The organism is Rhodococcus sp. LB1, assembly GCF_001583455.1.
GTDB classification, from domain to species: Bacteria; Actinomycetota; Actinomycetes; order Mycobacteriales; family Mycobacteriaceae; genus Rhodococcus_F; species Rhodococcus_F opacus.
Genome location: NZ_LTCZ01000096.1, coordinates 19,714 through 43,634 on the forward strand (window position 1 = coordinate 19,714; position 23,921 = coordinate 43,634).

General features: G+C 66.2%; 22 protein-coding genes and 4 pseudogenes. 13 read left to right on the plus strand and 13 right to left on the minus strand.

Annotated elements, in window-relative coordinates:
* Positions 1-89: 89 nt before the first annotated feature.
* On the minus strand, positions 90-998 hold the full coding sequence (locus AZG88_RS16070; protein ID WP_231914026.1) for an alpha/beta fold hydrolase: 909 nt from the start codon (positions 996-998) through the stop codon (positions 90-92).
* Between the two features lie 3 nt (positions 999-1,001).
* Here AZG88_RS16070 and AZG88_RS52600 point away from each other — a divergent pair, with 3 nt between their 5' ends.
* Complete coding sequence (locus AZG88_RS52600) at positions 1,002-1,556, plus strand: SDR family NAD(P)-dependent oxidoreductase (RefSeq protein ID WP_197487834.1); 555 nt, start codon at positions 1,002-1,004, stop codon at positions 1,554-1,556.
* Between the two features lie 62 nt (positions 1,557-1,618).
* On the opposite strand, the pseudogene AZG88_RS53660 reads toward AZG88_RS52600, so the two are convergent.
* Positions 1,619-1,934 (minus strand): annotated as a pseudogene (locus AZG88_RS53660) (ABC transporter ATP-binding protein); the annotation flags it as partial.
* A 133-nt stretch (positions 1,935-2,067) separates the two neighbouring features.
* On the opposite strand from AZG88_RS53660, the gene AZG88_RS16085 reads away from it, so the two are divergent.
* The 5 genes from AZG88_RS16085 to AZG88_RS52605 all read left to right on the plus strand — a co-directional run bounded on the left by AZG88_RS16085 (position 2,068) and on the right by AZG88_RS52605 (position 6,230).
* On the plus strand, positions 2,068-2,931 hold the full coding sequence (locus tag AZG88_RS16085) for an SDR family NAD(P)-dependent oxidoreductase (RefSeq protein WP_061698246.1): 864 nt from the start codon (positions 2,068-2,070) through the stop codon (positions 2,929-2,931).
* Between the two features lie 110 nt (positions 2,932-3,041).
* On the plus strand, positions 3,042-4,130 hold the full coding sequence (locus AZG88_RS16090; protein WP_061698247.1) for an alkene reductase: 1,089 nt from the start codon (positions 3,042-3,044) through the stop codon (positions 4,128-4,130).
* An 87-nt stretch (positions 4,131-4,217) separates the two neighbouring features.
* Complete coding sequence (locus tag AZG88_RS16095; protein WP_061698248.1) at positions 4,218-5,069, plus strand: alpha/beta fold hydrolase; 852 nt, start codon at positions 4,218-4,220, stop codon at positions 5,067-5,069.
* A gap of 219 nt (positions 5,070-5,288) precedes the next feature.
* The gene (locus AZG88_RS16100) at positions 5,289-5,960 is read left to right on the plus strand and encodes a winged helix-turn-helix transcriptional regulator (protein ID WP_061698249.1); all 672 of its coding nucleotides are present in this window, start codon (positions 5,289-5,291) and stop codon (positions 5,958-5,960) included.
* A 75-nt stretch (positions 5,961-6,035) separates the two neighbouring features.
* Positions 6,036-6,230 carry a hypothetical protein gene (locus AZG88_RS52605; RefSeq protein ID WP_197487838.1) on the plus strand — a complete coding sequence of 65 codons (195 nt, stop codon included), beginning with the start codon at positions 6,036-6,038 and terminating at the stop codon, positions 6,228-6,230.
* A 286-nt stretch (positions 6,231-6,516) separates the two neighbouring features.
* Here the strand turns inward: AZG88_RS52605 and AZG88_RS53665 are convergent.
* From AZG88_RS53665 to AZG88_RS16120, 5 genes and pseudogenes are all read right to left on the minus strand, one after another.
* A pseudogene (locus tag AZG88_RS53665) lies at positions 6,517-6,633 on the minus strand (TetR/AcrR family transcriptional regulator); the annotation flags it as partial.
* A 153-nt stretch (positions 6,634-6,786) separates the two neighbouring features.
* On the minus strand, positions 6,787-7,308 hold the full coding sequence (locus AZG88_RS16105) for a hypothetical protein (RefSeq protein WP_156517505.1): 522 nt from the start codon (positions 7,306-7,308) through the stop codon (positions 6,787-6,789).
* 66 nt (positions 7,309-7,374) lie between these two features.
* The gene (locus tag AZG88_RS16110; RefSeq protein WP_061698251.1) at positions 7,375-8,958 is read right to left on the minus strand and encodes a long-chain-fatty-acid--CoA ligase; all 1,584 of its coding nucleotides are present in this window, start codon (positions 8,956-8,958) and stop codon (positions 7,375-7,377) included.
* A gap of 14 nt (positions 8,959-8,972) precedes the next feature.
* Complete coding sequence (locus AZG88_RS16115) at positions 8,973-10,214, minus strand: NADH:flavin oxidoreductase/NADH oxidase family protein (RefSeq protein ID WP_061698276.1); 1,242 nt, start codon at positions 10,212-10,214, stop codon at positions 8,973-8,975.
* 267 nt (positions 10,215-10,481) lie between these two features.
* The gene (locus AZG88_RS16120; RefSeq protein WP_061698252.1) at positions 10,482-11,951 is read right to left on the minus strand and encodes an amidase; all 1,470 of its coding nucleotides are present in this window, start codon (positions 11,949-11,951) and stop codon (positions 10,482-10,484) included.
* Between the two features lie 235 nt (positions 11,952-12,186).
* Between AZG88_RS16120 and AZG88_RS16125 the strand changes: the two genes are divergently transcribed.
* The 7 genes and pseudogenes from AZG88_RS16125 to AZG88_RS16145 all read left to right on the plus strand — a co-directional run bounded on the left by AZG88_RS16125 (position 12,187) and on the right by AZG88_RS16145 (position 17,803).
* On the plus strand, positions 12,187-12,672 hold the full coding sequence (locus AZG88_RS16125) for a winged helix-turn-helix transcriptional regulator (protein ID WP_061698253.1): 486 nt from the start codon (positions 12,187-12,189) through the stop codon (positions 12,670-12,672).
* 174 nt (positions 12,673-12,846) lie between these two features.
* Entirely contained in the window at positions 12,847-13,737 is an 891-nt protein-coding gene (locus AZG88_RS16130; protein WP_061698254.1) for an alpha/beta fold hydrolase, read from the plus strand.
* Positions 13,738-13,811: 74 nt separating this feature from the next.
* A complete protein-coding gene (locus AZG88_RS53670; RefSeq protein WP_231914031.1) occupies positions 13,812-13,916 on the plus strand; it encodes a hypothetical protein in 105 nt (34 codons plus the stop codon).
* Positions 13,917-14,292: 376 nt separating this feature from the next.
* On the plus strand, positions 14,293-14,685 hold the full coding sequence (locus AZG88_RS16135) for a tautomerase family protein (protein WP_061698255.1): 393 nt from the start codon (positions 14,293-14,295) through the stop codon (positions 14,683-14,685).
* 67 nt (positions 14,686-14,752) lie between these two features.
* Positions 14,753-14,902, plus strand: a pseudogene (locus AZG88_RS49890) (AMP-binding enzyme); the annotation flags it as partial.
* A gap of 37 nt (positions 14,903-14,939) precedes the next feature.
* Positions 14,940-16,619: a GMC oxidoreductase gene (locus AZG88_RS16140; protein WP_061698256.1), complete on the plus strand. Its 1,680-nt coding sequence runs from the start codon at positions 14,940-14,942 to the stop codon at positions 16,617-16,619.
* Positions 16,620-17,470: 851 nt separating this feature from the next.
* On the plus strand, positions 17,471-17,803 hold the full coding sequence (locus AZG88_RS16145) for a winged helix-turn-helix transcriptional regulator (protein ID WP_061698257.1): 333 nt from the start codon (positions 17,471-17,473) through the stop codon (positions 17,801-17,803).
* Positions 17,804-18,113: 310 nt separating this feature from the next.
* Here the strand turns inward: AZG88_RS16145 and AZG88_RS16150 are convergent, their stop codons facing one another.
* From AZG88_RS16150 to AZG88_RS16165, 6 genes and pseudogenes are all read right to left on the minus strand, one after another.
* On the minus strand, positions 18,114-19,100 hold the full coding sequence (locus AZG88_RS16150) for an MDR family oxidoreductase (protein WP_082833332.1): 987 nt from the start codon (positions 19,098-19,100) through the stop codon (positions 18,114-18,116).
* 55 nt (positions 19,101-19,155) lie between these two features.
* Positions 19,156-19,989, minus strand: coding sequence for a mycofactocin-coupled SDR family oxidoreductase (locus AZG88_RS16155; RefSeq protein WP_061698259.1), 834 nt, complete (start codon positions 19,987-19,989; stop codon positions 19,156-19,158).
* Positions 19,990-19,999: 10 nt separating this feature from the next.
* A pseudogene (locus AZG88_RS49895) lies at positions 20,000-20,131 on the minus strand (SDR family oxidoreductase); the annotation flags it as partial.
* A gap of 142 nt (positions 20,132-20,273) precedes the next feature.
* Entirely contained in the window at positions 20,274-20,450 is a 177-nt protein-coding gene (locus AZG88_RS51710) for a hypothetical protein (protein ID WP_156517506.1), read from the minus strand.
* A gap of 86 nt (positions 20,451-20,536) precedes the next feature.
* On the minus strand, positions 20,537-22,435 hold the full coding sequence (locus AZG88_RS16160) for an AMP-binding protein (protein ID WP_061698260.1): 1,899 nt from the start codon (positions 22,433-22,435) through the stop codon (positions 20,537-20,539).
* Positions 22,432-23,313, minus strand: coding sequence for an alpha/beta fold hydrolase (locus AZG88_RS16165; RefSeq protein WP_197487835.1), 882 nt, complete (start codon positions 23,311-23,313; stop codon positions 22,432-22,434). Before AZG88_RS16165 ends, AZG88_RS16160 begins: the two co-directional genes overlap by 4 nt.
* Between the last annotated feature and the right edge of the window lie 608 nt (positions 23,314-23,921).

Genomic DNA, 23,921 nt, shown 5'->3' on the forward strand with positions numbered 1-23,921 from the left:
GATTTCGCACCACCACCACCACCACCACTGACCTCGACTGCAGATTGTCTCTGAGCATGCGTATGACCGGTTTTCGGCACGGGGGTCGGTTACGGGATGAGGAGCCTCACCGCGGCGGCGGCGAAGTCGTCGTGGAACTGAAAGATGGCACCGTGTCCGGCGTTCGGGTAGATGATCAGCTCGCTGCCACGAATTCGGCGGTGCAGGTCTTCCGAGAGGACGGTGGGCAGCATGCGGTCGTTGTCGCCGTTGGCGATGAGCGTCGGCTGGGTGAATGTGGACAGGTTCGACGGCTGCGAGCGCCCGAATTTCTGGATCGCCTTCAGCTGCGTCCGAAAGGCGCTGATGCTGACATTCGCGTCGCGGTCGATGGTGCGATCCTCGAGCCGCTCGACGAACGCCTTTCCTGCGCGTTTGCGCACGACGTTCCGGTTGAAGAACCGGAACTCTTTCGGGTCCGAACGCGTGACGGTCGCGCGGAGGTTGTCCCGGTATGTGGTGGCGACGACCTTGTCTATGTCCTTGCCGCCTCGCGGTCCCGTGCCGGTGAGCACCAGCTTGCGAACCAGCTGGGGGTATTTCACGATCAGGTCCTGGGCGATCATGCCGCCCAGGGAGAAGGCGAATACGTCGATCGTGTCGTGGCCGAGCGCGCGGATGAAGGCGTAGGCATCGTCGGCTGCTTCTTCTATCGTGCCGGGAACCGTTCCGGAGGATCCGCAGACGCCCTTGTTGTCGAACGCGATGACATGCCGCTTCTGTGCAATGGGGTCGATGATGCGGGGATCCCAGTTGTCCAAGGTAGCGGCGAGGTGGACGAAGAAGACGACGGGGATACCGCCTGTGGGGCAGAGCTCTCTGTAGACGTACGTTGTGCCGTCTGCGGCGACGAGTACGTCGTGGTCGCCGACGACCGGCTCGGTGACTTCTCGGAGTTCGAGTGGTGCCTCCCGCCGACCGCCAGCCTGCTCGACATCACTGACGACGATCTCCGTCACACCATGGAGATCAACTTCTTCGCCCCGCTGCTCGTGGCGCGGGCGTTCGCCCCGATCCTCAGCGCCGCCGAGAACGCAGTGCTGATCGACATGCACTCGGTCGCGAGCTGGTACGCCGCCGGTGGCCCCTACAGCGCGTCGAAGGCCGCCCTGTGGTCCGCCACGAACTCCCTCCGACTCGAGCTCGCACCGCATGGGGTCCTCGTCACCGGAGTGCACGTCGGCTATGTCGACACCGCGATGGCCGCCCACACCGACGACCCCAAGATGAAGCCGGCCGATCTCGTCACCGCAGTCTTCAACGGTGTCGAGAGCGACGCGTTCGAGGTGGTGCCGCCACCTGGCGCGCGCGGTGCACTGAACTCGAAACGGCCGCCGTGGATGGCGAGCATTTCTTCGTCGACGAACAACCCGAGCGGACCGCCGGGTTGCTGTCGGAGTTCCTGCGCCGCTGCGAGGAACAGCGAGGACGTTGAGTTTCGAGTTCCTTTCTCCCGAGCACGGCCCGAACCGCGGCCGGGCGGGGCCGGAGATGTACCGGCGCGCCTGCCTGACTGATCGCCTCGCGGTAGCGGGGGTACCAGCCGCGTCCGGTCGCGGCGACGAAACCGCCGATCGGCGCGCGGACCGAACCTCAGCAGGTGACGACGGAAGAGCTTGGCGATGCATCGGCACCGTGTGCGAGGGGTGATGTTGTGCAAGACGAGCAGGGTGGTCGCGTCGATCTCGGCGTTGATGTCGATCAGCGTCTGGCTGATGCTAGGTGGTGCGCACCGGGTCCAGACTGGAGTCCGACTCGTTGACGAGGATGATCTGCGGATCGAGCACCAGAGCGCGGGCAGGCCCGGCAGCCTGCGCGGGGCCGCGGGAGATCTACCCGGGCGGCTCGTCCTCCGCCCTCAGCGGAGCGACGAGTTCCATCGCGATCTTGCGGACGTAGGCTACCTACTTCTACTTGCGAGCACTTGAAATAAATATACCGTTGACAATATCCCTTGAAAGTTCTTACTGTGATCTGCATCAACATAGTCAACCGGCGTCGGCCGGTCGCAGGCGCGGAGGAGATCTGATGGATGACAACGAGAACCGGATGTCGGTCGGCGGAAAGGTTGCGGTGATCACGGGCGGTGCCCGTGGCGTCGGTGCCGCGACTGCGCAGCTCCTGGTGGACAAGGGTGCGCGCGTTGCGATCATCGATCTGGAGGAGTCTCCGGTCGTCTTCGATCGCGGGTCCGCGAGCGTGTTGTCGCTCAAGGGGGACGTGACCGACGCCAACGATATGGCCGCCGCCGTCGAGAAGGTGCTGGATCATTTCGGACGGATTGACATCGTCATCGCGAATGCCGGTGTCGCAGCGAGGGGATCGACCGTGCGCGCGTCGTCTAATCAGGTCAACGATCGGTTGTGGGACATCAATGTCGGCGGTGTGCTCACCACCGTTCAAGCGTGCCTGCCGTCGGTCATCGCCAATCGAGGCCACGTGGTTCTCCTGTCCTCGGTGTTTGCGTTCTTGAACGGTGCCGGCACCCTTCCGTATGCGATGAGCAAAGCGGCCGTCGAACAACTGGGTCGGGGGCTGCGGGTGGAGCTCGCATCTCATGGCGTCACTGTGACGACCGTGTACTTTTCGCTCGTCGACACGGAGATGATCCGGCAGAGCGTCGACAGCGATCCCACCGCGCAGAAGCTACTCGGAACCTTGCCTCTCCCGTTTCGGAAACGGATCACGCCCACGGAGGCCGCGGCGGCGATTGTCGGCGGAGTCGAGCGCAGGAAGGCGAGGGTGTTCCGTCCGCGACGATGGGCCGGGGTCTCGGCCTTGCGAGGCGTGGTGGGTATGGCGCTCGATGCGCATCAGGCCTCCGATGCCACGACGCAGGCGATGCTGCGCGAACTCGACCGGCGAGACGGTGAAGGCCGATTGACCAGCTGAGCATGACGACTGAGCGGACGGTTGCCAAAAAGTATAGTTAACGCTATTGTTTTTTAAAGTTAGCTATCGGAGTTGAGCTCCGGCCCGCCACCCTTCAGGAGGATCACCGCATGTCTGTCGCATTCAAACCGGTACGGATCGGTTCCTGGGATCTGCCCCAGTCGTTTGTCATGGCGCCGTTGACTCGCAGCCGCGCGGGAGCGGGTAACGCGCCGACCGCGCTGAACGCCGAGTACTACGCCCAGCGCGCCGGGGCGGGGCTCATCGTCACCGAGGGCACCGCGCCCAGCGCGGTCGGTCAGGGTTATCCGGCTGTGCCCGGGTTGTACACCGACGAGCAGATCGAAGGCTGGCGGCTCGTCGCCGACGGCGTGCACGAGGCCGGCGGAACGGTCGTCGCGCAGTTGATGCATGTCGGCCGGGTCGCCCATGCGAGCAACAAGGGCGGGGTCGACACTGTCGCACCCAGCGTGGTGCAGGCCTCCGGGCAGATGTTCACGCTTTCGGGCATGGTGGACCACGACGTGCCGCGGGCGCTCGAGTCCGGGGAGATCGCCGGTGTGATAGCAGAATTCGTGAACGCGGCCCGGAACGCGATCAGCGCCGGTCTCGACGGCGTCGAGGTCCACGGGGCGAACGGCTACCTGCTGCACCAGTTCCTCGACCCCACGGTCAACCTGCGCGACGACGAGTTCGGCGGTTCGCCGGAGCGGCGGGCCCGTTTCGTCGTCGAGGTCGTGACGGCGGTGGCCGATGCCGTCGGTGCGGACCGTGTCGGTCTGCGGCTCTCGCCCGGCCACCAGTTGAACGGCATCGGTGAGGTTGCCGGGGAGGACCTGACCGCCACCTACCGGGCGGTCGTCGACGGGATCGCTCCGCTGGGTCTGGCGTACCTGAGCATTCTCGCCAACCCGTTCGAGGCCATCGAACCGCTTGTCCGCGACCTGCGTCAGCGATTCGGCGGCTCGGTGCTCCTCAACCTCGCTGCTCCAGCTGCCACCTCGCTGCAGACGGTGGAGGAGCTTCTCGACAAGGAACTTGCCGACGCGGTCGTCGTCGGGCGGGGCTTTTTGGCCAACCCGGACCTCGTGGAGCGGTGGCGTACCGGTGCCGAGCTGAACGAGGTCGACTTCGGCACCCTCTACGGCGGCGACGCCCGCGGATACACCGACTACCCGACCCTGGCCGAGATCTCCTGACACGAAACCTATTTCGTCGACACTGTCGGTATTTCGTCGACATCGCAAGCAGCAGATCGATCATCACAACCTCTGCGAGGAAACGACATGAGCACCTACACGCCGATCAACACCGCTGAGAACCTCCAGGTCGACGGAGCGCTGGGTCGCTTCACCTACCGCCGGTTCGGCCCGCGCGGTGGTATCCCCCTCGTTCTCGTCCACCGCTTCCGTGCGACGGTCGACTGGTGGGATCCGGAGTTCCTCGACATCCTCGCCGCCGACCGCGACGTCATCCTCTTCGACAACATCGGGATCGGCTACACCGGCGGTGATGCCCTGACCACTGTGGAGGGCTTCGCGGCCGGCGCGATCGACTTCATCGACGCACTGGGCCTGAGCGAGGTGGATCTGCTCGGATGGTCCTTCGGCGGTGTCGTCGCGCAGGCCGTCACCCTGACGCGGCCGAGCCTCGTCCGTAAGCTGATCGTCGCGGGAAGTGGATCCGGTCTCGCGCCCAACATGCCGAGCATCACCGAGCGCGTCCTGCAGATCATGGCGAAACCGAACGCCGACGTGGAGGACACCCTGTACCTCTTCTACCCGGAGACCGAAGAAGCCCGGAAGCTGGGGCTCGAGCACTTCGACAAGGTCTCCGCCGCGATGCCCCCGGGCGCACCGGCCGTCAGCGAAGAGGCCGCCATGGGTCAGCTCCAGGCGATCACCGCAGCCCTGGCGACTCAGTGGGAACAGGTGGTGGAGAACCTGAAGACGATTACCCAACCCGTCCTCTACGCCAACGGGATGCACGACGTGATGATTCACGCCTTCGCCTCCTACTCGGCGGTCGAGCACCTCCCGTCGGCCAAACTCGTGCTCTACAGCGATGCCGGTCACGCGTTCCTCTTCCAGCACCTCGAGGAGTTCACCACCGAGGTCAAGCGGTTCCTCGCCGACTGAGGCAGCAATCGCGACTTCGCGATGAGCCGTAGATGAGTCGCGATGTCTGACCGCTGCGTTCGACTCATCTGGTGCCCCGACGAAAGTTGGCCTCTCGGTGTTGTTCTCCCGCGGAAATGGTGGTCGGCTTCGTCACGGGCACGCTCGTCGTCCGCGGATGTTTATCGGATATAGCAAGCAGGAACAACGTGAAAATGAAGTAGCGACTATACTATGGTTATGAATGCTCGGACGTACGGCCAGAATTGTGGGCTCGCTCGTGCGCTCGACCTACTCGGCGAGCGGTGGACCCTGCTCATCATGCGTGACCTGGGGATGGGGCCCCGCAGGTACAAGGACCTGGCGTCGGGACTGCCGGGTATCGGCACGAACCTACTCGCGAGCCGTCTCAAGAGCCTGGAGGAGGCCGGTGTGATCGAACGAATCGTGCTGCCTCCGCCGGCATCGGTCGCGGCGTACGCACTCACTAGCGCCGGTGAAGAACTGCGTCCGATGTTGGGGCAGTTAGCCGCCTGGGGACTCCGGCACGGTGCGGGGTTCGATGACGCGGACATGACTCGCGCAGAGTGGATCATCCAGGGGATGTTCGCGCGCGCCGACGCAGACGCCGCCAGCCGCTTCGGTGGCGTGGTCCAGTTCGACGTGGGCGAAGAATCCGCATGGATCGGCCCGTCAGCGAACGGCATCGTGCTCAGGCCGGGCGCCGCTCCCACGACACCGAAAGTGCGTCTCCAGACCGATATCTCGACACTACTCGCCGTCGCGAACGACGAAATCACAGTGGCAGACGCCATGAAGTCCGGCACGCTCGTCGTCGACGCGAGCGCCGAGGATCTGGACGAGTTCCTTCGCGTGTACACCCTCGGCGGCGTGGGGGCGTCGGCGAGCTGATTCAGGCGCGCCGCGAGAGATCACGGGGAATTCGCCTCCTGGATTCCGGGCGAAGGACCGTGTCGGAGGCGACTGGTGAATGACGCCGATGAACTCGACCCGCCTGACTTCGTTGTGGGGCCGACCGGCGAGCGACGGGGTCGAAACTTTCGGCTGCCAGAGTTGGATGGCGACGATCTCGGCGTCTTGGTCGCCACGGATGCGGCTGCTGCGCACGAGGCGAGTGCATGCCTGGACAACATGGGTAAAGGCGGCCCGGAACGTCTCTGACCATGCGTTGGTGCCAGGAATCGGCGATTGAAGCGGCCGGTAGCCTCCGCGTGTGGACAGCCCGAACACCAGATCGTAGAGGCGCGGATTCTGCCGGGGGATCGGCGGCTGGACAGCGCCATTGGGCAAGGGTCGGCCACGGGGACGTCGCTGGGACGGACCGCTTCGAAGACCCGGTCGAGGTCTCGGCTTCCTCGGTCGACGACGGCCCGGAGTAGCTCGGGTAGTCCGCCGAGTGGTAGTAGACCGCCATTGTGGATACATTCGCGGCCTCGGCGACCGATCGTGCTTTGATCTCGGCAGGGCCCTTCTCGGCGAGCAGCGTGGTGGCGGCGTCGACGAGTCGCTCGGTGATCTGTTCCCGCGCCAATCGGGTGGCGGATTCCCTAGTGGACTTCGGCACGGCGCCGCGAACCTCCGTTTGCCGGACTCCGCTGGTGCTTTGTAGGAACAGAACCAGGCTGATGGGACGGGCCTGGGTGCCGCCCGATCGACGTCTTCGCCCACATCGAGAAGGGGCGCCTGGAACGCTCGCCGTCCGTGCCGGACGCGTTCATTACCCGAAAAACCCCAAGGTCTCACCGCCGAGGGTGACGAGGACCAGATCGTTGTCATGCAGGATCTCCGCGAAATCGTCCTTCTTGTAGTCGATCACGGTTTCCGCACCCAGGCGCTTGGCCCACTCGGCATGCGTCGTGCTCGTTGTCGTGGCCACGGGCGCACACAGATGCTTGGCCGGTTGGTTCGCAACAGTCCTTACACCGCCGGAACCGGCATGACTCGGAACCTTCTGTCCCGCTGGCAGGTTCGCCTTCACGTTCATCACCTGCCATCCGGTCACGCCGGTCAGAGGGCTCGACGCCGCCTCTTCCATGGTGAGCTCTCCTGGCTTGGTCGCCACGTCATCCTCGGTCACGGCAATGAATTCGGCGAAGGCACCGATCCGATCGACGGTCTGGCAGCGCTCAGGTCGTCGCCGCACCCCGGGTTCGACGCGGACGACGGGACCGGCAAAAGCACCGGTCGGTAGACGGTACGGCAGAATGGGTTTGATATTCCCCGGAGCTGCCGGCGCCATACCGCGAGTAAGTGCTTCTGATGCGGGTCGGCGGCGCCGCGCTCCTGACCGACTCTCATCAGATGGTTACGGGTGTGCCGGCGGCACGGTGGGGCGCGAGCTGAGTTCGCGCTTGAGGATCTTGCCGGTGGCGGTCATCGGCAGTGACGCCACGATCTCGACGATGCGGGGGTACTTGTAGCCCGCCATCTGCTCCCTTCCCCAGGCGATGAGTTCGTCGGCGGTGGTCCGGGCGCCGGGATTGAGGATGACGAACGCCTTGACCTCCTCGCCGTGGCTCTCGTGCGGCACGCCGACCACGGTCGCGAGGCTGACGTCGGGGTGCGTCATCAGCACCTCCTCGATCTCACGCGGATACACGTTGAAGCCTCCGCGGATGATCATGTCCTTGGAGCGGTCGACGATGTAGTAGAAGCCGTCTGCGTCCCTGCGTGCGAGGTCACCGGAGCGGAACCAGCCGTCCTTCATGACCTCGGCAGTGGCCGCCGGACGCCCGTAATAGCCCTTCATGACGTTGTGGCCCTTGATCGCTATCTCCCCGATCGCACTGCCCGAGCCGTCGTCCGTGATTTCGTTCCACTCGTCGTCGACGAGTTTGCACTCCACACCCCAGATGGGGACGCCGATCGAGCCTGCCCGTGGCTCCCGGTCCGGGTCGCTGAATGTCACGACGGGGGAGGTCTCCGAGAGTCCGTAGCCCTCGAGGATCTGGACGCCGAGCCGCTCCTTCACCTTGGTGATGATCTCGAGCGGAAGGCTGGCCCCGCCGGAGACGCCGATACGCAGGTTTCCGGCGATCCGGTCGATGTCGACGTCGTCGGTGAGCGCATCGAGCAGCGCCCACCACATCGTCGGTACCCCGGCGAAGAAGGTGACGTCCTCCTTCTGCATGAGCCCGATCACCTGCTGCGCGTCGAAGCGGGGGACCAGGAGCAGCGTTGCCGCCATGGAGAAGCCGGCGTGCATCTGCACGGTCGCACCGAAGGTGTGGAAGAGCGGAAGGGTGAGGACGTGGGTGTCCACGGCCGGCTGGTTGTCGAAGAGCCGGTTGACGGTGAGGGTGTTGAGCATCGTGTTCGCGTGCGACAGTTCGGCGCCCTTGGCCTGGCCGGTCGTCCCGCTGGTGTAGAGGATGATCGCGGTGTCGGTGGCCGCCGTGACGACGGAGTCGAAGCTCGTGGGCTGGGCTGCCAGCGCCTGGCCCAGCGTCTCGACGCCCTCGATCGGGCTCGGCGCCGCGGGATCGGCGGTGATCAGGAAGAAGTGCTCAGCGGGCGACTCACGAAATCCGGCGTGGCCCTCGGTGCCGATGGCCAGGTCGGGGGTGCCTTCGAAGCAGAAGTACGCCGTCGCGTCGGCGTCGGCGAGGTGGTAGGCGACCTCGCGGCCCTTGAGGAGCACGTTGAGCGGGACGACGACCGCGCCGGCCTTGAGAATGCCGTAGTAGATGATCGGGAACCAGGGCAGGTTCGGGCAGCTGAGCGCAACCTTGTCGCCCGGCGAGATGCCGCGTTCGACGAGTAGGTTGGCGACCCGGTTGGCGGCGGCGTCGACTTGGGCGTAGGTGAGCCGGGTGTCGCCCAACACCAGCGCGGGGCGGGTGGGATACCTGCGGGCGGAGTCCTCGAGGAGGATCGACAAGTTCAACATGACACTCCTCGGGGTCAGCCGCGCTTGGGCAGGAAGGACGTTCGGCCGTTGCGCCGCACCATGGCGACGGCGGTAGTGAGGCGTCCGCGGTTCGGGTCGGGTGCGAGCCCGGCGCCGAGGCGATGCAACTGGTCGGTGTGCCAGCTGAGGTCGAGCAAGCCGTCGAGCGCCTTGACGTCGGCGATCTTGCCGAGCACACGGCGCATGCCGAGGCGCAGCTGGTGGGCGACGAGGGCCGGAGCGCGTCCGGCGAGGATCACCTCAGCGGCGTCCGGCGTCGTGACTGTGGGGCGACCGATGCCGACGACATCGCATTCGCCGCTCTCGATGGCGTTGTCCATCGCGGCACGCGACCGGAAGCCGCCGGTGACCGCCAGGGGGATGTCACCCACCAGTGTGCGGACGGTGCGGGCGTATTCGAGGAAGTAGGCCTCGCGTGCCCGGGTGGATGCCGCCGCGGTGCCCATCATCGCCGGCGACTCGTAGCTGCCGCCGCTGACCTCGATCAGGTCGATGCCCTCCCGGGCCAGTGCGGCGAGGACGCCGCGGGACTCCTCCTCGGTGAAGCCGCCGCGCTGGAAATCGGCCGAGTTGAGCTTGATGCCGACGGCGAAGCCGGGCGAGACGCGGGACCGGATGCGGCGGACGACCTCGAGCACGAAGCGCATGCGGCGTTCCGGGTCGCCTCCCCACTCGTCGGTGCGCTGGTTCGACAGTGGCGAGAGGAATTGTGCGACGAGGTAGCCGTGGGCTCCGTGCACCTGCACACCGTCGAAGCCGGCCTCTTCGCACACGGCCGCGGCGTTCGCGAATCGCTCGATGATGTCCTCGATCTCGGCCGACGTCAGCTCGCGCGGCGCGGTGGCACCGGGGAAGTCGAGCGGGATCGGGCTCGGGGCAACGGGGGTGTGTCCGAGGGCGAGCGGGTTCGATTGGCGTCCGGGATGGTTGAGTTGCACCCAGATCGGGACGCCGGCGTCCTGCGTGGTCTTGGCCCAACGCGATAGCGCGTCCAGGTCCCGGTTGTCTTCGATCACGACGTTGCCGGGTTCGCCGAGCTGACGGCGATCGATCATGACGTTTCCGGTGATGATCAGGCCGTACCCTCCCTCGCTCCATGTTCGGTAGAGCTGTTCGAGCCGGTGGTCGGCGGAGTTCTTCTTGTCACCGAGCGCCTCGCTCAACGCGGACTTCATGATCCGGTTGGGCAGCACCCGGCCGTTGGGCAGGGTCAGGGGTTCGTGCAGGGAGGTCACGGTGTGGTCCTTCGGGTGTGGATTCGACAAAGTCACAACTTCATAAAAGCATAATAAAAGATATCGATTAATAAACCGATCTGGTTTCAATGGTGAGTGACCGCTGGCGCGGGGACCGCCGGTTGGTCGAGCGTGGCACCCACGTCGTGATCGGAAGGGTGATGGCCTGCGCGGAGGGGGCGTCGACCTGGACACGGCCCGGCGCACGGATGAATGCTGTGGTCGAGTAGGCCGGATCGCCTGGCCAGCTAAATTGCGCCCGACTACCTACGCGTAGGCCGGCGGTGGCACGTAGCCGTCCACCTCGCGGCCCAACAGTGCCGCGAACTCGATCGTGGTGAGATCGCCTCCGGCAGGGCCCATTACCTGCAGCCCGACCGGCAGTCCGGTCCGCCCCCGGCGCACCGGAATCGTGGTGGCCGGCCCACCGGAGATGTTCGCGAGGGCGCTCCACTTGACCTGGTCCCAGTAGGGGCGCTGTTCGCCGTCGACGTCGATCGAGCGGCCGAACTTGTCGACCAGCTTGTCGTGGTGGGGAGGTGCGACCGTGGGGGCGACGGGCATCAGCACGACGTCGAAGTCCTTGAAGAAGTCGATCCATCGCAGTCGGATCGCGTGGCGGGCGGTGTCGGCCTGCATCCAGCTGTAGTGCGACTGGAACGTGCCCTTCAGGGCGTGTCCGGCGTCGCCCCGAGGGTGCTGCAGCAGCCGACCGAGCAGTGCGGCGTTCGAGGCCGGTGTCAGTCCGGAGCGGTCGTAGCTGAACGCGCCGTACACGAGTGGGCGGAATGCCTTGTGGGAGGTGGCGATGTCGACGGGCAGGCTCGCGGGATGCTCGACCACGGTGACTCCGGCCGCCACGAGCGCCGTGCGGGCGTCGTCCATCGCGGCCGCGATGTCGCTGTCGACCGGGCATGCCGGATCGTCGATCCAGACCGCGACGCGGAAGTCCTCGAGCTTCGTCGCGCGCGGCGGGCGAAGCGCGTAGCTGAAGCCCCCGTCGGGATCCAGCGGGCCCACGGTCGCCTGCAGGATCGGCACCAGATCGCGCGGATCGCGCACCTGCGCGCCCGCGCACGCCATGTCCATGTCGAGCCAGCGCCCGTCACCGGGGCCGCCGGGTACGTGCCCCGCCAGCGGAATGGAGTGCCAGGTCGACTTGTGCCCGTACAGGCCCGTGAAATGCGACGGGATCCGCGTCGAGCCACCGATCTCCGAGCCGAAGTCGAAGCTCGTCAGACCGGCCGCCGTCGCGACCGCGCCACCGCCTGCAGAGCCGCCGGACGTGCGCGAGAGGTCCCACGGGTTCGAGGTCGGGCCGAAGACGGGGTTGTCGGCCTGCACGTCCTGATTGCCGGCCGGCATGTTCGTCTTGCCCATGATTACCGCCCCAGCGGCGCGGAGCCTGGTGACCGCCTCGGCATCCCGTTCCGGCACGTAGCCCTCGAGGTCTGGCCGTCCGCACACCGTCCGCATCCCCTGCGTCTCGAAGCTGTCCTTCAGGGTGATCGGCAGGCCGTGCAGCAGCCCGAGCTCCTCGCCCGCGGCGCGCTTCGAATCCGCGGCGGCGGCCTCCGCGCGTGCCCGGTCGGGATCGAGGGTCACGATCGCGTTCAGTCGGCGATTGTGAGCAGCGATGCGCTCGAGATACAGGTCGACGAGCTCCACGCTCGACACCTCACCGGAAGCCACGGCTTGGGCCTGCTCATGGGCCGGCGCGAAAGTGATGCCACTCATCTGAACTCCATTTTCAAGTAATGACTTGAAAAAACGATAGCACATTTGACGGCGTGAAGGGATCGTAAAGATTCGCGCGGGGAGCGGGCGGGATGATTGATCTGGACTGCTGTGTACCGGTGTTGATTTCGCCCGGCGACCGGCGACGTTGCGCGGAACGGGCTCGTCGCGCTCACGGACCTTCATGCTGCCCGAGGGGTGACCTCATGCAACAGGTCTGCGATAGACTTTCATCATGGAACGTACGAGCTTTGAGCACATGGACTGCCCCATCGCGCTTGGGCTTGAGCATGTCGGCGAGTGGTGGAGCATTCTGATCGTGCGTGACGCCATGCACGGGATCAGCCGTTTCGATCAGTTTCAGAAGAGCCTCGGTATCTCGACCAATTCCTTGGCCCGTCGGCTCAACGCTCTGGTGGACGCCGGGATTCTGGAGCGCCGCCAGTACAACCAGCGCCCCCCGCGGGACGAATACGTGCTCACCGAAGCAGGCCGGGCATTCCGTCCAGTGCTGATCACGTTGTACGAGTGGGGCAGTCAACACTTCCCGCCCGACGCACCCAATGTGCGGCTCGTGGACAGCGAGTCGGGTCGCAATGTCGAACCGCTCCTGGTTGACCGATCCACGGGACGCCCTCTCGACGAAGAGCACACACGTTTCGAGCCTGGCCCCTCGGCTAGTCGTCGCCTTCGTGAGCTGCTTACCGTTCGCAACGCCTGACTAATCCGAGCCCCGTGACCGCGCGCTCGCGTTGCGGTCACGGGGCTTTGCGCGTCCTGGGTGGAAATATCGCCTGAGATACTTGCATGATGGAAGTGACTTGGGTTACATTCGGTCCCCGAGCAGCCACGCCCCGTGGACCTGCAGACCCATCCTCCTGAGGTGTGATGCGACATGACTTCTCCCACCATCCAGCGCGGTGACCAGCGGTACCGTTCGAACGACGTCGAGACCCAGTACGTCGAGGTCGACGAGGTCCGATACGCATATCGCGAGCTCGGCGCGGCCGACGGCTCGAACGGGATCCCGTTGGTGTTCCTCAACCGCTTCCGCGGCACGCTCGACGACTGGGACCCAGAATTTGTCGACGCCGTGGCTGAGCACCGGCATGTCATCTTGTTCAGCGACGCTGCGGTCGGCTCCTCGACGGGCACCGCCGCCACGACGGTGGACGGCAAGGCCGAGAACGCCGCCGCCTTCATCCGGGCACTGGGCTACAGCGCGGTCGACGTGCTGGGCTTTTCCATGGGCGGCTTCGTGGCCCAGGCACTGGCTCTGGACGAGCCCGACCTCGTCCGCAGCGCCGTGCTCGTCGGCAGCGGGCCCGGCGGCAACGCGGAGACGGACCCCCACACAGACCTCGTGTTCGGGATCGCGCTCAAGCCGGAGTACGCCCTCGAGGACGTCCGCTACCTGTTCTTCGCCGAAGGACGCGACGCCGAGACCCAGGCCTACATGGACCGGAACGCCGAGCGCAGGGACCGCGAGCCGCTCGTGGTCCCCGAGACCATCCAGGCGATGGCGGGCCTGATCATGGACTTCATGAGCGGCAAGACCGGCCACTACGAACGGCTCGGCCAGCTCAGCCAGCCGGTGCTGATCGTATCGGGCGACTCCGACAACTTCTTCCCGGCCAAGAACCAGTGGCTACTCTACCGGGAGCTGCCGAACGCTCAGCTGGCGATCTACCCGCAAGCCGGCCACGGGCCGCACCAGCAGCACCCCCACGAGGTCGCGTCGCAGGTCCACCGCTTCCTCGATGTCCAGGACCGGGCACAGGCCTGATGCCTGGCTACGGCCAGCTCTACGAGCGGTGACGAAGCGACCGGCTCGGGCAGGGGGAGGCAGAGGCATCGAGAATCGACTGGGACGCACCCTGGGATGCGGTCTTCGACGAGCAGTCCGGGCCGTACGGTCGATGGTTCCCCCAGAGCTCGCCTGAACACCAGCGCCAACTGCCTTGACCGTCACGTCGACGCCGGAGCTGGGGAACGACCGGCCCTCGTGTGGGACAGCGCAATGACGGGCGAGCAGATCACCTTCACTTATCGGCAGCTGCGGGACCGGGTGGCCAAGGTGGCGGGGCCCTGGCAGCCGAGGGGGTGCGCCGTGGTGGACCGCCTGCGAGACGTGCTCGCGAGATCGGCGAGCGGTCACGGCTGACGCCAGCCGGCATCACTGACACTGACGCACCGCCCTGGGGTGGCAGCCACTGGACGCACGCCGAGCTGACCGAGGTGCCGGACGACGAGATCGGCGCGGGCGCCTATTGGTCCAGTTGCCCAAGAGTCCACGAGAAGAGTCGCTCCGAGCAAAAGGGGCCTCGACGAAAGGCAAGCCATGCCCGTCTTCAACGCACATGTCCCCGCTGAACGATTTACCACCGACCAGAAGCAAACGCTTGCCACGGCGCTGCCCCAGGCTCTTCACGATGCGCTAGGCATCCCGGCCGACGACCAGTTCGTCGTGATCTCCGAACAACCCGCCGGCACACTCGTCCTCAACCCCACCTACATGGGAATGAATCGCAGCAACGACGCGACAATCATCACCGTGCTCTTCACAGCAGAGCGCCCCTTAGACGACAAACGCATTCTCGTGCGCGCCATCTGCGACCACACCGTCAAAGCTCTAGGCATCTCGCCCGACGACGTATTCATTGCACTGATCCCGGTACCAAAAGAAAATTTCTCATTCGGACGCGGAGAACTCCAACTAGCGGCGCAGACGTGAAGTTGTTGGACGCCTGCCGTGAAGCCCATGAGCCCGGTCCGCCGACCGTCCTGGCGAAGAGCTTGTCGCGCTGGTGCGGCGAAGGATCGGTCCTGTCGCGGTGTTCCGCGACGTCGTCATCGTCGATCGCCTTCCGAAAAACGCGACCGTCCTTGATCCCATCATCGCTCTCGCCGATCGGCAGCAGCCGACGGAACCCCACCGTGTGCTCACCTGAGCGACGACGCCACACCACCGAGGAAGGTGCTTCAACGATGAATGCCAACCCGAACACAACGCACAGGGCCGCCGCGTCAGACCCGTCGGACGCGGAGTTTGACTTCGACTGGGTCATCGTCGGCTCTGGCTTCGGCGGCAGTGTCGCCGCGCTGCGCCTGGCCGAGAAGGGAGACCGCGTCGGAGTGATCGAACGCGGTCGAAGCTATCAGGACGGCGACTTGCCAACGTCCACAACGGACATCGACCGCTTCGTCTGGGCACCCGATCAAGGGCTCTACGGCATCCTCCGGGATGTCGCGTTCCGCCACGTTGAGACCGCCTCGCAGACCGGCGTTGGCGGCGGAAGCCTGATGTACGGGGGCGTCCTCTTCCGTGCGCAGAATGGGTTCTACGACGATCCACAGTGGGGCCATCTCGGATCATGGCAGCAGACACTCGAGCCGCACTTCGACAAAGCAGAGCGCATGCTCGGTGTCTCTGAATCCCCGTACGACTCGGTCTCCATCCAGTTGACCAAGCGCATCGGCGAGCACTTCGGTGTTGCCGACAGTTTTGGACTCGCACCGACTGGCGTGTTCTTCGGCGAGCCGGGCAAGACGGTCGACGACCCGTATTTCGGCGGCGAAGGGCCGGCACGCACAGGGTGCACTCGCTGCGGAGACTGCATGATCGGATGCCGTACGGGTGCGGCGAACCGATTGACGAAGAACTATCTGTGGTTCGCACAGAAGCGCGGCGCACAGATCATCGCCGAACAGGAGGTCATCGATGTCCAGCCCCTCGGCGCCCCCGACGGCGCAGACGGATACCGGATCGTTACCGAACAGCGCAGCCCCGACGGATCGCGCGGCCGCGCCGAGTACACCGCGCGCGGCGTCGTCTTTGCCGGTGGCGCTGTCGCGACGAACGAACTGCTTGCCGACTGCAAGCACCGCGGATCGCTGCCGCGGATCAGCGACAGACTCGGCCACCTGGTCCGAACGAACAGCGAGACTTTCCTCAGCGTTCAGTTCCCCGAGGATCTGGGTGCGTGGCAGGACGTCACCGCACCCAGCCGCCTGATCTTTGGCGCGGACACCCAAGTCGAGCTCCTGACAGTTGGAAAGAACGCCGACGCTTGGCAGGGCAAGTTCACCGTGCTCACAGGCAAAGGGAACGTCCTGGTCCGCCGGATCAAATGGCTGACGACCGTCACGCTCCACCCTCGACGATGGAAGGCGACCAAGCGATCCGAGGGCTGGAGCGCCCGGTCTATCGCGATGCTCGTCATGCAGCCGCGCGACAACGCCGTCCGGTTGCGGGCGCAGAAGCGCAGCACCGGCGACGGCTACTCGCTCGTCAGCGAAATCGATAAGGCGCGCCCTGCTCCGACCTTCCTCGACGTCGGGCACAAGGTCGCGAAGTGGCTCGCCGAGGAGACCGGCGGGGTGGCGGGCAGCACCTTCACGGAGGCGTTTCGCAATGCCCCGTGGACGGCTCATATCCTCGGCGGTGCGGTCATCGGCTCCGATCCGGCCACCGGCGTTGTCGACAGCAAACTGCGAGTGTTCGGCTACCAGAACATGATCGTCTGCGACGCTGCTGCGCTGCCCGCCAATCCTGGAGTTAACCCCGCGCTCACGATCACCGCTCTCGCCGAGTACGGCATGGCGCAGCTGCCGGGATTCAGCAGGGACGAAGATTGTGATCGCCCCCACGCAGGTGCGCTCCAATGAATGTGGTCGCGGCGCGGTTGTTGGAGAAGGGGTACCACATCACCGTCCTCCGCCCCGATGGCGAGAACCGGAACACCTATCACCCGTTGGCCGGCTCCGGGAGTGCGCGAGTAATGATCAGAACCTGTGGGTGCGACACGGTGTCGCGCATGTGAGTGAGCTCGTGGATTGGAGGTTCGCGATGCCGGTCACGTAGTTCTCGGTTGGTGTTCGCGACCGATCCCCGCCCTGACGTGCGTCTACGGGTCCTGCCCGTGGGGGTGCGAAGCTCAGGGAAGAAGCCCAAGGGCCCCCGTTCCGTCCGGGGGAACGACCGGGCGAGGGGAAGGCCGGACGGGCGCATGCGAATGAACCCTTGATGACGCCTCGTTATCTGAAGCCCGGGAAGACGAGTCGAGAACCCAGGTGATAGGACCTGGCCGCTGGCAGAGGCGGCAAGCGGCGCCCGGAGGCCACAGGCCGTGGTCTCGGGGTATAGAGGGCGCCCTCCCCGGTCGCATCTCGTGTGCGTGGAACATGGAAACCCCGTCGGGTCCGGCCTTCGGGCCGGTAGGCCGATCGTGAGAGGGGCGGAATCCCTCGGCGGGAACAGGATGCTCAAGAAGCGAATGCCGATGGCCGAAAGGCGACGGGACTTGTGGTCGTGATGCCGCCGCTCCTCCTGCGCGGCGATCATGGGGAACCGGTCATCCGAACTCCATCGGCGAAATCATCGCCGAAACGCGGATGCTGATCAACCGGCTCCGCGCCCTGCTCACCGGCGACGACGAGGATCGTCTCCCCGCGCGGGTCACCATGACCGAGCACAACCTCGGTGCGATTGCCCGCCGCCGCGGCCGCGCCGACTCGCGTTGGCGATCCGTGACGGCGCCCGCGCCCTCGCCGACAACAAACAACAGTGGTCCGAACGGCCCCCGCGGTACGAGTACGTCCTGACCGAATCCGGACGGGCGTTCCGGCCCGTGCTGATCGCGCTCTACGCCTGGGGCAACGAGAACTTCCCGCCCGAAGCGCCGAACGTCCTTCTAGTGCACAAGGACTCGGGTATCGACGTCGATCCACTGCTGATCGACCGCTCCACGGGGGATCCTCTCGATGAGGAGCACACCAGCTTTCAGCCTGGACCGTCCGCCGATGACCGGTTGCGCGCCGTCCTTGCTCGGCGGAACGAGGTCACCACCTGAACTCGGAGCCATGACGTTGCTGCCAGTTCCGACAGTCGGGTACGGGTTGGCCTGACGGCACCGGGATAGACCCGGACGGCATGTGCGCGGACAGGCCGTCCGGGCCAATGTAGTCAAAGCCTGCCGATAGCGGGTTCCGGCTCCGACAGGCGGCGGTCGTGTGCAAACGTCGGCCCGTGTGTCCTCACAGGTCGGGCCGGAGATGTCGACGTTGAAGCGCGCCGTCGGCGGGAGAACCGTCGTGGGTGGATCTGGGACGGAACGGCGAGTGGTCCCGTACCGGTGGGCCACCCGCCGTCCGCTGTCGCCCTCAGGCGTTGACGTCCACCACCGTTCGTCCACGGACGGTTCCGGCGAGGACCTGTTGTGCCACCGCCGCAGCCTGGTCGAGCGGGACCGTGGATGTCATCTTCTCGAGCAGTGCGTCGTCGAGATGCTTGTCCAGCAGAGTCCATGCCTCGTCCCGGCTGCTGACCGGGGCGTTGACGGAGTCGATCCCGACAAGGGTTACCGCGCGCAGGATGAACGGCGCGACCGAGCCCGGTAGGTCGAGTCCCTGGGCCAGCCCGCAGTTCGCCACCGTTCCTCCGTAGCGGATCTGTGCCAGGACATTTACCAGGGTGTGGCTACCGACGGTGTCCACCGCCGCCGCCCACCGCTCCGCGCCGAGTGCGGCCTCGGCAGGTTCCGCCAACTCCGAGCGGGCGATGATCTCCCCGGCTCCCAAGGCGCGCAGGTATGCCTCCTCGGTCGGCCGCCCGGTCGAGGCGTGCACCTCGTGTCCGAGCGCGGCCAGCAGGGCGATGGCCACCGAGCCGACACCGCCGGCGGCGCCCGTCACCAGCACCGGCCCCTGACGCGGAGTGACGCCGCGGCGCTGGAGCGCGACGACACCGAGAGCCGCCGTGTACCCCGCCGTCCCGATCGCCATGGCCTGCCAGGTGGTGAACCGTGCAGGGATCCTGGTCAACCAGCCCGATGGCACCCTTGCGCGCGTGGCGAACCCGCCGTTGTGGTCGACCGCCAGACCCCAGCCGTTCACCGCGACGGCGTCGCCCGGCGCGAAGCCCGACTCGGTGGGGGCGTCCACAACGGTGCCGGCCAGGTCGATTCCGGCGACGACCGGGAACCGCTGAACGACCGGAACGATGCCCGTCACGCCGAGGCCGTCTTTGAAATTCACCGCCGAGTAGTCGACCGCGATGGTCACGTCGCCCTCGCCGAGGTCATCGTCGGCGATCTCGGTCAGTTCTGCGCGCTGTCCGGATTCGTCCTTCACGATCTGTACTGCTCTCACTACACAGTTCCTTTCACACACTGGTTACACATTGATGGGATGGTGTCGCCCGACGTCATGCCAGGCAGAATCCGGCGTCGATCTTCATCTCGAGTCCGGTCACGTATCGCGCCTCGTCGGATGCGAGGAACAGCACCGCGTTCGCGACGTCCTCGGCATCGACCCAGGGCGTCGGCATCGGGTTGAGGGTGGCGAACGCCTCCGCGGCCTGCTCGCGGGTCGGGTCTTCGACGTCTGGGACGAAGAGTTGATGCACGGCGGTGTTCTGCACCATGAGCGTGTCTGCGATGCTGGGGTTGACGGTGTTGACCCGAATCTTCTCGGCGGCGAGCTCGAGCGCCATCGCCCGCATCAGCCCGATCACGCCCGTCTTCGCGGCGACGTAGTGCGGGAGGTTGGGCATGGCGCGGATGCCGAGCGCAGAGCTGCTCAGGATGATCACCCCGCCTTCGCCGCCCGCTCGGATGTGTGGGATCGCGGCCTTGGCTGCGTGGTAGACCCCGGTGAGGTTCACGTCGATCATGTCCTGCCAGCTTTGCTCCGCCAGGGCCTCGGTGGGCGCGGCCGAGAGGATGCCGGCGTTCGCCACGGCGATGTCGAGACGCCCGAACTCGGCGACGCCCGCGGCCACCGCCGTCTCCAGTGCGGCGAGGTCGCGCACATCGGCCCGGCTTGCCACGATCCGTCGCCCGAGGCCCTCGACCAGGCGCACCGTCTCCTTGAGATCGGTGTCGGTCGCCAGCGGGTAGGGCACCGAATCGATTCCCCCGCACAGGTCTACGGCGATGATGTCGGCGCCCTCCGACGCCAGCCGCGCGGCGTGCGCGCGACCCTGTCCACGAGCGGCGCCCGTGATGAATGCAACCTTGCCCTCGACACGTCCGGTCATGATCGTCTCCTCAGTTCTTGTTGTTGAAGCCGGCGTCGACGGACAAGGTCGTGCCGGTGATGTAGCGGCCGTCGTCGGACACCAGGTAGAGGACGGCGTTGCTGACGTCCTGGCAGGGCAGTAGGTCGATCGGCATGGGGTGGTGATGTCGGGTGCGAGATGCGGGTTCGCTTCGACGAAGCCGATCATCGAGGCGGCGGTGATCATCGGCGTCTCCACACCCGACGGGTTCACCGTGTTGACTCGAATCGAATGCGCCGCAAGGGTGTTAGCGTATGAGCGCATCAGCCGACCAGGCCGTGCTTGGAGGCGACATAACCGAGCGCTGCGCGGGACCGGCCGAGAATGCCGCGCAGGCTGGCGGTGGAGCTGGTCAGCACGATGGCTCCCCCCTGGCCCGGCTCGACCATGTCGGGCACGACGCCCCATTTGCAGTTCTCTCCTTCTGGTTGGGACGACACGGCACGGTTACGTTGACAAGTTCCGTGGGGTTTCGTCCTTCAGGTGAGCGGACCCGGGGATCGGGTCATCTCGGGTCTGTCAGGCGTCAGTGGACCGACGCCGCTGGCGGCGCCGGGAAGGTGTCGCGGAGTCGTTCCAGAACACTGGCGTCCTCGATCGTCGGTGGCACGTGCACGGGTTCGCCGTTTGCCAGGTCGCGCAGCGTCCGGCGGAGGATCTTCCCGGACCGGGTCTTGGGGAGTTGGTCGACCACCAGGGCGGTGCGGAAGGCGGCCACGGCTCCGATCCGGCTGCGGACCATCTCGACAAGCTCACTGACAACGGTCTCCGGGTCGCGGTTCACCGCGGTCTTGAGGACGACCAGGCCCACCGGCGACTCGCCTTTCAGCGAGTCGGTCACTCCGATCACCGCGCATTCGGCCACGTCGGGATGTGCGGCGAGAACCTCCTCCATCGCGCCGGTCGAAAGCCGGTGCCCCGCAACGTTGATGATGTCGTCGGTGCGGCCGAGGACCCACACGTCGCCGTCCTCGTCGAGATGCCCGGCGTCGCCCGTGCGGTACCAACCGGGAAACTCGTCCAGGTAGGACGCGCGGTACCCGTCGTCGTCGCCCCACAGGGTCGGGGCGCACCCCGGTGGAAGCGGCAGCCGCAGCGCGAGGTTGCCGGTCTCACCAGCCGACAGCGGGACGCCGTTGTCGTCGAGTGCCCGGATCTCGAAACCCGGACTCGGCCGACCTCCTGAACCGGGCTTGAACGGTGTCAGCTCACCGCCGCGGAACCGCGCGGTAATCGGCCAGCCCGTTTCGGTCTGCCACCAGTTGTCGATGACGGGCCGATCGATCCGGGACTGTAGCCATGTCGCGGTCGGCGGGTCGCACCGCTCGCCGGCCAGGAAAACCGCACGGAGGGACGAGATGTCGTATCGGCTCGTCAGGTCGAGCTCGGGATCCTGCCGCCTGATCGCGCGGATCGCGGTGGGCGCGGTGAACAGGACATTCACCTGGTGCCGGGCGATCACGTTCCAGAACGCGCCGGCGTCCGGGGTGCCGACCGGTTTGCCCTCGTACATGACCGTCGTGAGTCCCGCCAGGAGTGGCGCGTAGACGATGTAGGAGTGGCCGACCACCCAGCCGACATCCGATGCGGCCCAGAAGACGTCACCGGCCTGTAACCCGAAGATCGTCGGGATGGAGGCGGCGAGGGCCACGGCGTGGCCGCCGTTGTCCCGGACGACGCCCTTCGGCCGCCCCGTTGTCCCCGACGTGTGCAGGATGTACAGCGGGTCCGTGGCCGCCACAGGCACCGGTGGGTGCGGGCGTGCCGCTGCCTCTGCCACCAGCAGGTCGTGGTCGCGGCCGGGGTCGAGTGCGGCGATCGCTTGGGGACGTTGCAGCACGAAACAAGCGTCGGGACGGTGGCGCGCCTGAGATAGTGCGGCGTCGAGGACGGGTTTGTAGGCGACCACCCGGCCCGGCTCCAAGCCGCACGATGCGGCAATGATCGCCCGCGGCGTGGTGGCATCGATCCGGGCGGCGAGCTCGGAGGCGGCGAAGCCGCCGAACACGACCGAATGGACTGCCCCCAGCCTGGCGCAGGCCAGCATGGCGATTGCCGCCTCGGGCACCATCGGCATGTAGATGACGACGCGATCGCCGCGGCCGACGCCCACTGCTGCCAGCGCGCCGGCGACTTTCGCGACACGGTCGCGCAGCTCGCGGTAGGTGTAGCTGGCGCTCTCGCCGGTCATCGCGCTGTCCCAGACCAGCGCGAGCCGGTCGCCGGCGCCCGCCTCCACGTGACGATCGAGACAGTTGTGGCTCGTGTTCAGCCGGCCGCCGGGGAACCACCGGCCGTAGGGACCGGTGTTCGGGTCGAACACCGCGGTCCACGGGGTGTCCCACTCGATGCGGGTTCCCTGCTCGCCCCAATATCCGAACGGATCCTCACGCCAACTCTCATACAGGCTGCCGTAGCTCGTCATACAGACGCTGCCGTGTCCTGGACGTGGAGAAAGCGGGTGACCTGCGCCGCGACTGCATCGGGGTGCTGCTGGTGCGGTGCGTGCCCGGCCTGGGGGTAGACCGCCAGCTGCGCGTCGGCCAGCTCCCGGTAGAGCAGCCACTGATTCTTGACCGGGAAGAAGTGGTCGTCGTCCCCGGAAACGATGAGCGTCGGCTGGCGCAACGCGCCGAGCCGGGCGTAGTGGTCGGTCTTGCCGCCCATGAAGTCCATGATCAGTCCGGCCATCGCCTGGATGGTCGCCGGTGCGACGAGAGGCTCGCGGTCGGTCCTGAGGGCGTGGCGGTCGATGTAGGCCTGCGTCTCGGCATCGCGACCGTCGGCGAAGAACAAATAGCGGATATCTTCGAACGAATACTCGGGTGTGAGGGCGATGTCGAAAACAATGTCGGTGTGCGGGTCGGTCTCCGGGTTGCCGCCCGGGCCGGTGCCGACGAGGACAACGCTGCGCACCAAGGTTGGTTCCCGCATCGCGACGGCCTGCGCAACGAAGCCACCCATGGAGAATCCGAGCACGTCCACGACGTCATGGCCCAGTGCCCTCACGAAGGACGCCGCATTATCGGCCTTCTCGTCCACACTCGTGGCCGGAGACCCGGTGGACGAACCCACCGCCGCGTCACTGAACAGAATGACGTGCCGGTGTTCGGCCACCGCGTCGACGAACGCCGGATCCCAGTCGTCGAGGGTTCCCCGGAAACGGTGCAGGAAGACCAAAGGCGTTGTGCCCCTGTGCTGGTCTCTTCCCACCTCCCGATACGCGTAGCGGACGCCGCCGACCTCCACGTACTGGGTTTGGGCCTCGACCGAAAGGTACTGCTGGACAGGTTGATCGCTCACGGAAGAACTCATATTGCACCTCATCAATTGGCAGCGAGAACTGGGCCAATCCGGATGGCGTCCGTCGGCGCCCTGCCCGTCGGACGGTCAGGACGATCGGCGCCGTGACCCTCGCGTTTGGTCTGGGCGCTAAATGTAACCCCAGTCACTTCCATCATGCAAGTAACAATTCGAAGGGGGGCTCGGTGGGTGGAACGGCTCGGCTCGCTGCGCATCGGTATATGGGCCGCTACCGCTTTGATCGTTCGGGAAGGATGGAGGCCTGCTTGGCGGCCGGTCACGCCGTGGGGGACGACAACGCCGTGCTTGTGTCCGAAGATCCGCCCGCGACAACTCTCTGGACCAGGTGGCCGCGGCGGCAGGATGTGAGGTGTCCCGCGAGCGCGCGCCGTGACCTCTCGTAGGCGATGCTGATCGGGCACGCGGTGAGCTACGGCGGCGATGTGTTCGGCCCTCCATGGGGTGGCTTTGCCTGCGTCGAATGCGCGCGGTGCGGCGGGGAACCGCCCGCCGTACGTCCGCCGCACCCCTGGATCCTCGGCGCATTCGACTGATCGCCGGCTCCTGTCGGCGTACGTCGATCTTCAAGCGGCTACTCGTAGCGCAAT

Excerpts from the sequence above, each read along its gene's own strand:
- AZG88_RS52600 (WP_197487834.1), top strand. The coding sequence starts at position 1,002 with ATGGAGATCAACTTCTTCGCCCCGCTGCTCGTGGCGCGGGCGTTCGCC.
- AZG88_RS16085 (WP_061698246.1), top strand. The coding sequence starts at position 2,068 with ATGGATGACAACGAGAACCGGATGTCGGTCGGCGGAAAGGTTGCGGTG.
- AZG88_RS16090 (WP_061698247.1), top strand. The coding sequence starts at position 3,042 with ATGTCTGTCGCATTCAAACCGGTACGGATCGGTTCCTGGGATCTGCCC.
- AZG88_RS16095 (WP_061698248.1), top strand. The coding sequence starts at position 4,218 with ATGAGCACCTACACGCCGATCAACACCGCTGAGAACCTCCAGGTCGAC.
- AZG88_RS16100 (WP_061698249.1), top strand. The coding sequence starts at position 5,289 with ATGAATGCTCGGACGTACGGCCAGAATTGTGGGCTCGCTCGTGCGCTC.
- AZG88_RS16105 (WP_156517505.1), bottom strand. The coding sequence starts at position 7,308 with ATGGCGCCGGCAGCTCCGGGGAATATCAAACCCATTCTGCCGTACCGT.
- AZG88_RS16110 (WP_061698251.1), bottom strand. The coding sequence starts at position 8,958 with ATGTTGAACTTGTCGATCCTCCTCGAGGACTCCGCCCGCAGGTATCCC.
- AZG88_RS16120 (WP_061698252.1), bottom strand. The coding sequence starts at position 11,951 with ATGAGTGGCATCACTTTCGCGCCGGCCCATGAGCAGGCCCAAGCCGTG.
- AZG88_RS16125 (WP_061698253.1), top strand. The coding sequence starts at position 12,187 with ATGGAACGTACGAGCTTTGAGCACATGGACTGCCCCATCGCGCTTGGG.
- AZG88_RS16130 (WP_061698254.1), top strand. The coding sequence starts at position 12,847 with ATGACTTCTCCCACCATCCAGCGCGGTGACCAGCGGTACCGTTCGAAC.
- AZG88_RS16135 (WP_061698255.1), top strand. The coding sequence starts at position 14,293 with ATGCCCGTCTTCAACGCACATGTCCCCGCTGAACGATTTACCACCGAC.
- AZG88_RS16140 (WP_061698256.1), top strand. The coding sequence starts at position 14,940 with ATGAATGCCAACCCGAACACAACGCACAGGGCCGCCGCGTCAGACCCG.
- AZG88_RS16155 (WP_061698259.1), bottom strand. The coding sequence starts at position 19,989 with ATGACCGGACGTGTCGAGGGCAAGGTTGCATTCATCACGGGCGCCGCT.
- AZG88_RS16160 (WP_061698260.1), bottom strand. The coding sequence starts at position 22,435 with ATGACGAGCTACGGCAGCCTGTATGAGAGTTGGCGTGAGGATCCGTTC.